Annotated in this window: 13 protein-coding genes and 1 pseudogene; all 14 read right to left on the bottom strand. The window is 61.0% G+C overall.

Annotated features, from left to right (window positions below; translation table 11 throughout):
• Positions 1-160: pseudogene (locus tag CFR80_RS15785) on the bottom strand (IS5/IS1182 family transposase); the annotation flags it as partial.
• A 72-nt stretch (positions 161-232) separates the two neighbouring features.
• Positions 233-2,554 (bottom strand): hypothetical protein, encoded by a 2,322-nt coding sequence (locus CFR80_RS15780; protein ID WP_110507682.1) that lies wholly within the window; start codon positions 2,552-2,554, stop codon positions 233-235.
• Positions 2,555-2,566: 12 nt separating this feature from the next.
• Positions 2,567-3,079 carry a hypothetical protein gene (locus tag CFR80_RS15775; RefSeq protein ID WP_110507681.1) on the bottom strand — a complete coding sequence of 171 codons (513 nt, stop codon included), beginning with the start codon at positions 3,077-3,079 and terminating at the stop codon, positions 2,567-2,569.
• The gene (locus tag CFR80_RS15770) at positions 3,076-3,258 is read right to left on the bottom strand and encodes a hypothetical protein (protein WP_010516967.1); all 183 of its coding nucleotides are present in this window, start codon (positions 3,256-3,258) and stop codon (positions 3,076-3,078) included. The genes CFR80_RS15775 and CFR80_RS15770 overlap by 4 nt, the downstream gene beginning before the upstream one ends.
• Positions 3,259-3,272: 14 nt before the next feature.
• A complete protein-coding gene (locus CFR80_RS15765; protein ID WP_010516965.1) occupies positions 3,273-3,620 on the bottom strand; it encodes a hypothetical protein in 348 nt (115 codons plus the stop codon).
• Positions 3,617-4,048 (bottom strand): hypothetical protein, encoded by a 432-nt coding sequence (locus CFR80_RS15760; RefSeq protein WP_110507680.1) that lies wholly within the window; start codon positions 4,046-4,048, stop codon positions 3,617-3,619. The genes CFR80_RS15765 and CFR80_RS15760 overlap by 4 nt, the downstream gene beginning before the upstream one ends.
• Before the next feature lie 56 nt (positions 4,049-4,104).
• The gene (locus tag CFR80_RS15755) at positions 4,105-5,595 is read right to left on the bottom strand and encodes a phage tail sheath protein (RefSeq protein ID WP_110507679.1); all 1,491 of its coding nucleotides are present in this window, start codon (positions 5,593-5,595) and stop codon (positions 4,105-4,107) included.
• Positions 5,596-5,597: 2 nt separating this feature from the next.
• The gene (locus tag CFR80_RS15750; RefSeq protein ID WP_110507678.1) at positions 5,598-5,804 is read right to left on the bottom strand and encodes a hypothetical protein; all 207 of its coding nucleotides are present in this window, start codon (positions 5,802-5,804) and stop codon (positions 5,598-5,600) included.
• Between the two features lie 18 nt (positions 5,805-5,822).
• Positions 5,823-6,791, bottom strand: coding sequence for a hypothetical protein (locus tag CFR80_RS15745; protein WP_110507677.1), 969 nt, complete (start codon positions 6,789-6,791; stop codon positions 5,823-5,825).
• Positions 6,791-7,468: a hypothetical protein gene (locus CFR80_RS15740; RefSeq protein WP_110507676.1), complete on the bottom strand. Its 678-nt coding sequence runs from the start codon at positions 7,466-7,468 to the stop codon at positions 6,791-6,793. Before CFR80_RS15740 ends, CFR80_RS15745 begins: the two co-directional genes overlap by 1 nt.
• Positions 7,468-7,662: a hypothetical protein gene (locus CFR80_RS15735; RefSeq protein ID WP_110507675.1), complete on the bottom strand. Its 195-nt coding sequence runs from the start codon at positions 7,660-7,662 to the stop codon at positions 7,468-7,470. Before CFR80_RS15735 ends, CFR80_RS15740 begins: the two co-directional genes overlap by 1 nt.
• Positions 7,663-7,872, bottom strand: coding sequence for a hypothetical protein (locus CFR80_RS15730; protein WP_110507674.1), 210 nt, complete (start codon positions 7,870-7,872; stop codon positions 7,663-7,665).
• Positions 7,844-8,257: a hypothetical protein gene (locus CFR80_RS15725; protein WP_110507673.1), complete on the bottom strand. Its 414-nt coding sequence runs from the start codon at positions 8,255-8,257 to the stop codon at positions 7,844-7,846. The genes CFR80_RS15730 and CFR80_RS15725 overlap by 29 nt, the downstream gene beginning before the upstream one ends.
• 8 nt (positions 8,258-8,265) lie before the next feature.
• The gene (locus tag CFR80_RS15720; protein WP_026019755.1) at positions 8,266-8,673 is read right to left on the bottom strand and encodes a hypothetical protein; all 408 of its coding nucleotides are present in this window, start codon (positions 8,671-8,673) and stop codon (positions 8,266-8,268) included.
• Between the last annotated feature and the right edge of the window lie 128 nt (positions 8,674-8,801).

The raw sequence follows: 8,801 nt of genomic DNA, 5'->3' as shown, positions 1-8,801 counted from the left end.
TGACCACCTCGCGCATATCCGTCGTGCGAGGGCGACCGCCCCGTTTCGCAGGGGGCACAAATGGCACGATCAAAGCCCATTCCCCGTCCATCATATCCGATGGATATCGCAGTCCTTCCCGGCTATGTTCACGTCGGGCAATACCAGTCCATGTCATCATTCACTCCATCTCTTCGTAAAGACGGATGAATCACAACAGGCTGGTATTGTTCAAAAACTTTCGGATCGGGCTCTAACGCCCAATCGCGCGACCTGGCAACTGCACGCTTCGCGTGGGATCGGACGCCGTTCCGGTCGCCCGAAACTCCTGCCTTGCTTGCTGATCCTGCCGAACCTGAACTCGTGCGGCAATAGGATCGCTATCAAGATATACGCTTACGTGGGTATCCCCTTGTGTAGTCGGTTGCGGACCGAGCGCGCGATAGTGCATGTGATCAATACGGTCCGCTTGATGAACTGCCTCCTGCCATGTGCCCAAAACCAATCCTGCTCCCGCTCCGCCAAGAGCACCAGCCGCATTCCCCCAAAATGGAACAACAGATCCACTAACAGCGCCAGCAGCCGAATAAGCCGCCGTGCTTTCAAGAACTCTCCGCAATGGACCGGGTATAATACTCAATACCTTCCCGATTGCCCCCGCGATTGTGGACAGCATGGTTACAAGCCCATGGATGTCGTTCCCAAACTGCCTGATATCATCAGGATGCTGCTGCACATATCGCGTGATGTCGTTAAACGCGCTCGTGATAAGCTGCACTGACTTCACGACGGGCACCATGAGCGCCTGAGATGTCACCGCTTCAAACGCGCGCCATGACTCCGTAAACGCCGCAAATTGCGCGCCGGGCGCATTCTGCAGATAATTCATAAGGGGCGCATCACCCTGTGCCTGCTGCCCTCTGTTTCGGGCAATTTCCCGGCTATATAGTTCAGCATCGGCACTAAGAGATGCCCCGAGGCGCTGCACAGTAGACCGTGAAAACAGCAGGTTCAGTTCGTTGGTGATGGACTCGCGCGATGTAATGCCGTGCTTGGCAAACGCAGGCACCATTACATCGGTATACCACGCCATACGGTCGCTTAGATATTCTCTCTCATTTACAAGGTGTCCGTTATGGTCGCGAATGCCTATCCGCTTTTGTTCATCAAGAAAACGATGATTGCGCGTAGTAGGCGGTGGCGAAAGCATAAGCTGGTCCAACGACGCCAGCGCCGTCCCTGCCCGGCTTTCCTGCATCACCCGCATAAGGGATGGCAATTCAGCCGTCAGGAAATCCATACTTGATGCGCTGGCACCAGTGCCGAATTGCCGCAGGCCCGTCAGGTATTTCCCAAGATCAAACGTGCCCTGCATGGCAAAGGCCGTCTGGGATAAACGGTCAATGAAGTCACGCAGTTTGTTGACATCAAGGCCGCCGCCAGGCGCGTTAAGTCCTGCGATTTCACCCGACTGGATAGCGCTTTCAACTTGGGAAATGGCATTTGGCGCGCCGCGCATGGCGAATATCTGTCCAGCGCGGGCCAAATCAGGGGCGATGTCTAGCGCCTCTCTGGCATTCGCTGTGATGCCGGACGTGCGCGCTATCATTTCAAGGGTACCGGTATAGCTGGCACCGGGGACATTACGGACGGAATTGAGGGCTATATCCCTCGCTTCATTCTGCTGGGCAACGGAGAAAATATGGCCATCAGGTCCATAGGCATTCGCCATCAAGGCTTCCGTATCGCCCGCGTGAATGCCTTGTGAAAATGCGCTCCCTACCCCATGGAAACCGGCATACGCCGCCATACCAGCCGCCAACGGCCCAACGCGTGGCACGCCGACACCAGACAGTGCCCCACGGGCTGCCATAACCCCCTCGCCTACCGCACCCGGATTTACGGCGTGGGGGCCAGCATACGGAAACGGCCCATAAACGTCGCTGCTGCCGTAATTGACGCCCGCCGTGGTTTCGCGCGCGGTCCGGTGACGTTCTGGCGTGACGGATTCCGGACCGCTGGAGATGGTAAAATTGGGCGCGGGTCCAGTATCGGCGCCCCGGAAGCTGGCTCCATGGCCCATGCTGTTACCCTGATCGGGCAGCGCCATAAGAGCCGTTCCCGGCGTCCGGACTTCCGGCGGCGGCAAAAGAAGCTGCGGCGCGCCGGGCACATTCGTGGCGGCTGCCGAATACGGCGAAACATAAGACCCGCGACCAAGGTTTCCCGGCGGAATAGGGGGCATGAACGGAGAGGCTGCTGGCGCAGTCCGGGTCTCCGTCCCGCCGCCATCACCGCCAGACGGGCCACGCGGAGACGGTGCGGATCGGAACCGGCCCGAACTGGACGCAATATCGCGTGCAGCACGAGACGCGCGCTCCATGTCATCCGCCATGCCGCCAGCCAGCCGCCGCGCGCCGCCCAGCGAGGACACCATGCTGTTGAAACCCATCTGGGCCTCACGCTGGGCAGACAGTAGGCGTTCAAGCGCCTCGATCATCTCCCCAATCGGACCGGTCACGCGGGTAGCGTTGGCGACGAGGTTTACGCCGATTTCATAGGCTTCAACGGCCATTTTATTTTCCCGCTATTCGGTATCTTCGGCCCGCGCATTGGGCAGTATCCGCCCTTCAATCGCACGCACGACCATTCGACCTATGCCGCGCGCCACCTTCTGTTCATTCCTGAATGCCGCAACGGACAGTTCAGGACGCGGGGGCTGGTAGTTGTTCTGTTCCATGCGGCCCAGTTCAAACACCACGGCCTTGATGTCGTCGGATCCTATGGACGCCTCGACGCGCAGCCCGGCGTCACTTACCCGCGCGCCATAGCTATCGCGCATATCCCCACTTCGCAGGCCGGGATCATCGGGCGAGAACCCCTTGCGGATGCGATCATCAATGGTCCGGTCTGCTAGGGGGGCAGTCGGCAATCCGCTTTCCGGCCCGTCAAGATATTGTCCGATCTGCACCTTGGTCTCAGCCTTGATGAGATCGGCCCCATCCTGCACGCCACGATGGACGGCATGGGAAATATTCGGTTCCACGCGCTCGCGCAGGTGCCGTATGAAGCCATCCAGCGTGTTGAATTTCCGCGTCATGCTTCGGCGTCCATATATCGTCCGATATCCCAGTCAAAACGGGTCGGGATCAGGCCATAGGTTTCGCGGCTCCGGCGTTCTGTAATGGCCACACAGGCAGCAAAGCGCCGCGTGCGCGACCATTTGAGAGCAACGTCCCACGGCACCCCGCTATCCGCCAGCAGAAGCATCTCCTGCATAGCGGGGTGCCTGCTCAGTTTTTTGCCGTTTCCATGTCCACGTCGGCGGCGACCGGCTGTTCAGGGGCATCCGGCTTCTTCGGCGGGTAGAACACTGCCTGGAGCGCCACGATGCCGTCATTGCCGATGCGCCGGGCAAGCTGCTTCACCTGCTCTTTGGTTTCGGGCATTTCGACCGGAACCCCGTCGATCGCATCCACCGAACAGATCATCTGCGCATAGCCCATCCATGCGCCAGCCGAAGCCGACTGCATGGCCGTCCCGGCCACTTCGATCAGGTCCAGCATATTGCCGGGGTCGAGTTCCTTCAGTTCCAGCTTCTTGCCGGATGCCGTCGTGATTTCCTTGGGGATCGTGGTCATGAAATTTTGTTCCTGATACGTGCCATGAAGTCGATATGCTGCGTGACGATATTTTCGGACTGGTAGTGCCCGGCGTTCGTCAGGCGGATGGTGGCACCCATGAATTCATAGGTGGTCGATGTGCCATCGCACTCGGTTACATACTGGTAGACGCTGCCCAGGATCATTGTTCCTGCATCCCAGAACCCGCTTTCGATAGCAGCGAACAGGTCGTCAGCGCCTGAATTGTCCCGCTGGAAGTCAAACCCACCGCTCCACCCATTGGGCGTATCGTAGAATGAGGGCATGTCATTCAGGGGCATGGACGTAAGCCGGTGCGTCTGCTGCTGCGCCTGAAACCCGGTGACGGTCGGCAGTTTGATGCGCGATCCGTTGTAGACCAGCACGACCCGGCAGTCGCGGCCTACGTTAAATGGCTTGCTTGCCATCCAATCCTCCAAAGAAAAAGCCGCCCGGTGTGGGCGGCTGTTGAAACGGAACAGGATCAGGATGCGGATGTGGCCGAAGTCACCACCACACTGGAACCGCCCTGCAAGTTGACCACGAAGAAGCGGTTGATGCCCTGATACTGGACCTGCACGTCGGCCCGCACGTAGCCCAGCGATGTCTGGCTCTGCGGGTTGTTGGACGTGTCGCACACCACCGCGTAATCAGCGGTTCCGCCAAGGATCCCGCTGCTGACCATGTTGGACAGCGTGCCCAGCAGCACGGCGCGGATATCGCCGAACAGCGTGTCATTGATGACATCGCCCACAAACGCGCCCATGCCGGAATTGATGGTCTCGGCTATGTAGTTGGTCAGGCGCGTGTAGCTGTCATCATCAATGGCGTCATCCGAGGACGTGTTGATGCCTCCACGCACAGCCCAATAGCTACCGCCCGGAGCCGGGTTGCAGATCACATCAATCCCGTCCTCAAACAGTGCCCCCAGTTCCGCATCGGAATAGGTCTGCGTCGTGCCGGTGCTGACAAGCCCTGCCTTCTGGCTGCCGATCACGCCGGAAAGCTGCTTGTTCAGGCTGGACTGCTCCGGCGACAGGCCGCCAAACAGACCCGCCACGAACGCCTGCGGTGGCACCAGCATGTCGCCGTTGGTGTCGTCGTCCCACCACAGCCAGTCGCCAAACATCAGCTTGACGCCATAGCTGTCCAGGCCGGCGGCGTCCTTCATGCTGACTGCATTACTGATCGTGTCGCCAGACGGGCCGCACGCGATCATGTACAACCCTTCACCAAGGCCAAACGTCGCCTGCGTGGTCCATGACGCATCATCAGTCAGCCCGTGCAGGACGCCTATCGCACAGCCCTGATTGCGCAGGGCATACATGCCGGTGCGCGTTGCATCGTCCGCGCCGATAAACTGTGCCGTGGTAGGCGTGCCGCCGTCTGTGCCGCCAGACAGGGTTGCACTGCCTGCCGCCAGATCAGGAACGGTTGTCGGAACCGTCGCCACGACCAGCGCGGACGTGTCGGCTACAATGGCGGCGGCAATGGCCGTCCACGTTGCACCAGTATAGGACCGGCTGCCCAGCGTGGCATGGCTGGTGGTCAGTGTGTAGCGGGTCGTGACGATGCTGTTCTGGGTCAGCGTGGCCGTAATGGCGTTGCCAGCGCTGCCGGTATAGCGGGCCGTCAGACTGACGGTGCCCAGCGTGCCGGTTGCTGCCGCATCCGTGCCGTCGGTCACGCGCACGCAACGGAAATCAGACGCACCATTGAGGATGGCGATGTTGACGGCCGTGCCGATATCGGTGGCCAGCGCCTGCTTTGGTCCAAACGCAGCAAGCTGGTCGCCCATACTGCCCACGATGACGGGCGTGTTGAGCGGACCCCATGCAGCCGTGCCGACAAGGCCGATGCGCCCGCTGGAAACGCCGTTGAGCGCCAGCGTGGTCGGCTTCTGGATCTGGACGTAAAGGCCCGGCACCTCGATTGAATTGGTGTTCAGGCTGCCTGCCTGATAGATCTGCGACATGGTTATTTCTCCTGAGCGGTGGCAACGCGCACGGTGAACCGGCTAAGTATGCCGCCCGTTTTCAGTCTCGCAATCGTGGCGGCATCGGTGATCTTGGTGCCGATCCGGTAGCCGTAGCCGGGCAGCGTGACCACGTAGGTTTCGGCGGGTGTCGTGGCTGCGGGCGCAGGTGTCGGCCCGGCGGCCGTTGGCGTCGGTGTGGTGGGCATTGGTTGTCCTCGGGTGGGTCAGGAGACGGCCAGAAGCAGCCCGTCTCCCGTGTGGATGGTCTGGCCGCCGGGCAGGCTGAACACCTCAGTGCCGAACAGCATCTGGGCCATGTTCTCGCGCGCGTCCGTGTCATAGGTGCAGACGAACCGGAACGGACGCATGAAAATACCGCTGTTCTGCGCGGCGTCGTTGTTCCAGTCGCCTCGGGCCTCGATCTGGAAGGTTGATCCGTTGGCGTCGGTCAGCCAGTCGATGAACGCCATGCCGTTTTCGATAGCCGTTCCCATCGCATCGCGGGCCTTGGTCGAGGCCGACCAGACCGTGACCTGGAATAGCTGCTGCTGCCTGCGCGCCGTGCGGACCGCTGGGGAATATCCGCCTACGGCAGCTTCCAGCGTAACGGCATCAGGCACGGTGATGACGGACCCGGCGGCGCTTGCGTTCGGGATCTGCGTAGCAAGGGCCTGCGCAATCGTATCGGCGGTATCGGTCGCCTGAACCGCATAGGCGGCGATGGCCCGGTCCGGGATTACAGATCCGCCTGATCGGATGCGAAGGCCGACAATACCGGATGGCGTCTGCCCTTCCTCCAGCGCGATGATGGCACTCTGGTCGGAAAGGATAACCCCCCGATCAAGTCCAGATTGCGTGATGCGTTCCTGTCCCGTCTCTGTGGAGCGGATCGGCACGCCGCTATATGAAGTCACGACCGATACCGTGGCCGGGATGGGGGAGCCATCCTGCCGCCATGGTCGGCCCAACGGTTCGTCAATGCGCCGCCAGCCGCCTTGCAGGTCCATCACGGTGATGAAGTCAACGCCCCGGTTTAGGGTGCAGTCTGCGCCAGCGTAATCGGCCTGCGTGAGCCAGCCCCGGAAAATCTTGGTAGGCCTGCCCGTAACAGAGGGCGCGCCCTTGCCGTTCGGATAAACAATGGCAGCCATCTTCTCCACGATGGCGCGGGCAATCGAGACGATATCCGCCATTACACCTGCCTCACGCTCATCAGGCAGCGGTTGCCATACTGGCTCGGCTCAACCGCTGTCAGGGTGTAGGTCGTGCCCAGATCGGTTGTGACGGCCATCTGCACGTCCGGGATGAAATTGGGCATCAGGGGTAGGAACATTTCGTAATCCGCCGCCTTGATCGATCCGGGGATACCATCGCCTGTCGGGCTGCCTTTGCCCTTGATCTGGATGAAGGCGGGCCATCCCGACGCGAGTGTGGTTTGCGCGCTGGTGTCGCCTGCCGTGCCGTAATCGTCCGATGCGCCCACGTCCGTGCAGACTGCACCATCGCCGTTGGCGCTGCCTTGACCCGGCTGGCCAGCGATGGACACGACCCGGTTGCACAGCATGCACAGCGGCGGCCGGAACGGCTCAAGACGAGCCACAAAGTAGTTCTCGCCCGCGCAGGTCAGAAGATCGCCCGATTGCACATCCGTGGTGTCGAACAGGCCGAACACGGCGGGTTTGTCCCACAGCGCGGGAGCCTGAAACCCGAATGCTTTATCTGCGTTGAACGCTGCCAACATGGTCGCGTAGGCGGTGCCCATGGGCGCAGTCAGTGATGCCGGGCGATATTGCTCGGTAGTGGCCCCCAGCCGCAGGGCCGCCTTGGCATATCCGCGCGCGACTTTCTGCTGAAGGAGGGCCTGATCCATCAGTGACGCCGACCCTTGGTCGAGGTGCGGTTCATGAGTGAAACCATCTGCCGGTCAATGGCCTTGGCCTGCGCGGTCTTTTTGAACGCCGCCGTGGTCATTCCGACCAAAGCCGCGTTCTGGCCATCCTCTTTCCGGTCGGTGTTCGACTTGAGATACTGCGCCATGGTCATGCGCTTGGGTGAGCGTGCCATCTATTTTCTCCGGCGGATGATGGAATTGGCCTTGGCGTTGATCTTCGCCTGTGAGGACTTTGACAGGTTGCCCGCCTTCACCTGCTGCGTGGCGCGGCTTTTCGCGGCTATCGCATGGGCGCGATTAGGCATCGGAAACCGGCGCGAACCGGGTAGCCCGAATGCCGATTTTGGCAGGGCGTTACGCTGCCGGGTGGTCAGTGCCGCCATCTGCCGCTTCCTTCTGCTCGGGGGCCGCATTTTTCGACCAGTTCGCCGGGTGGTCCGGGTCTTTGGTCGGCATCACGCCAGCAGACGCCAGGGCGCGACCAAGAGGCCCCGATGCAATTGCGGGAACCGGCGGTCCCTCAATATAGGCCGGTCGGCCATCAGGGATCGGGCCTTTGCGGTTCTCGCGTGGGGTCACGTTTCCCATGTGGTCAACCAGATACCCGACCTGCGCGTCGGTTCCCGTCACCTCGACCACGCGCCCGGCATCGGGGCCGAAAGGCTGAGGCTGGCGCGCGAAGGCGGATTTGATGGCCGTCACTACGCCATTCTTCACCTGCGCCCACACGCGTATGGGGCGTCGGATATTGCTGTCAGCACAGAACATGCTGCCTCCTAGATTGTGATGCGGTTTTGCGGGCGTAGGCCGGGACCGGGCGGGATGCCAAAGAACGCGCACAACTGCCGACGCCAGCGATTGTAGAGGCCAAAACGGTCCTGAACCTCGTAGCGGTTGTGGTGCCACACGGCGGCCTGGTCTGTGTCCAGATTATCCGTGGCGCCCATGATGGCCGTTTCCAACGTCTGGCACTGTGTCAAGAACGTGCGTATCTGGACATATTCGTCTGGAGCCATGTTCCGCATACGCCATTCGTTGAAACCGTAGACCTGAAAGAAGCGCCACGACTGCTGGCCGCTGTTGATACCGCCCATAGCCGGATATCCCATATAGCGGCGGCACTGCACCATCTCGGCATCGGTCAGGGGCGTATCCGCTACGGGGTCTGTGGTCGTTCCTGACATTCCACCGGCTCCAGTTCCGCCCCGCGCTCACGCAGGTGGGCTATTTCGTCGGGGTTGGTGATGATCTCACCGGCGGACCAGTGATACCGCCCCCGGTTAAAGCGGGTCTCGATATACCCGTGGTCGCG

This window comes from Komagataeibacter oboediens, assembly GCF_003207815.1.
GTDB lineage: Bacteria > Pseudomonadota > Alphaproteobacteria > Acetobacterales > Acetobacteraceae > Komagataeibacter > Komagataeibacter oboediens.
The sequence above is the reverse complement of the archived record's forward strand: the minus strand, read 5'-3'. Positions and strand labels throughout refer to the sequence as shown.

Coding starts and splice junctions, on each gene's coding strand:
- CFR80_RS15745 (WP_110507677.1), bottom strand. CDS start 6,791: ATGGCGGATATCGTCTCGATTGCCCGCGCCATCGTGGAGAAGATGGCT.
- CFR80_RS15760 (WP_110507680.1), bottom strand. CDS start 4,048: ATGGCAAGCAAGCCATTTAACGTAGGCCGCGACTGCCGGGTCGTGCTG.
- CFR80_RS15725 (WP_110507673.1), bottom strand. CDS start 8,257: ATGTTCTGTGCTGACAGCAATATCCGACGCCCCATACGCGTGTGGGCG.
- CFR80_RS15730 (WP_110507674.1), bottom strand. CDS start 7,872: ATGGCGGCACTGACCACCCGGCAGCGTAACGCCCTGCCAAAATCGGCA.
- CFR80_RS15755 (WP_110507679.1), bottom strand. CDS start 5,595: ATGTCGCAGATCTATCAGGCAGGCAGCCTGAACACCAATTCAATCGAG.
- CFR80_RS15775 (WP_110507681.1), bottom strand. CDS start 3,079: ATGACGCGGAAATTCAACACGCTGGATGGCTTCATACGGCACCTGCGC.
- CFR80_RS15765 (WP_010516965.1), bottom strand. CDS start 3,620: ATGACCACGATCCCCAAGGAAATCACGACGGCATCCGGCAAGAAGCTG.
- CFR80_RS15780 (WP_110507682.1), bottom strand. CDS start 2,554: ATGGCCGTTGAAGCCTATGAAATCGGCGTAAACCTCGTCGCCAACGCT.
- CFR80_RS15720 (WP_026019755.1), bottom strand. CDS start 8,673: ATGTCAGGAACGACCACAGACCCCGTAGCGGATACGCCCCTGACCGAT.
- CFR80_RS15740 (WP_110507676.1), bottom strand. CDS start 7,468: ATGGATCAGGCCCTCCTTCAGCAGAAAGTCGCGCGCGGATATGCCAAG.
- CFR80_RS15770 (WP_010516967.1), bottom strand. CDS start 3,258: ATGCAGGAGATGCTTCTGCTGGCGGATAGCGGGGTGCCGTGGGACGTT.
- CFR80_RS15735 (WP_110507675.1), bottom strand. CDS start 7,662: ATGGCACGCTCACCCAAGCGCATGACCATGGCGCAGTATCTCAAGTCG.
- CFR80_RS15750 (WP_110507678.1), bottom strand. CDS start 5,804: ATGCCCACCACACCGACGCCAACGGCCGCCGGGCCGACACCTGCGCCC.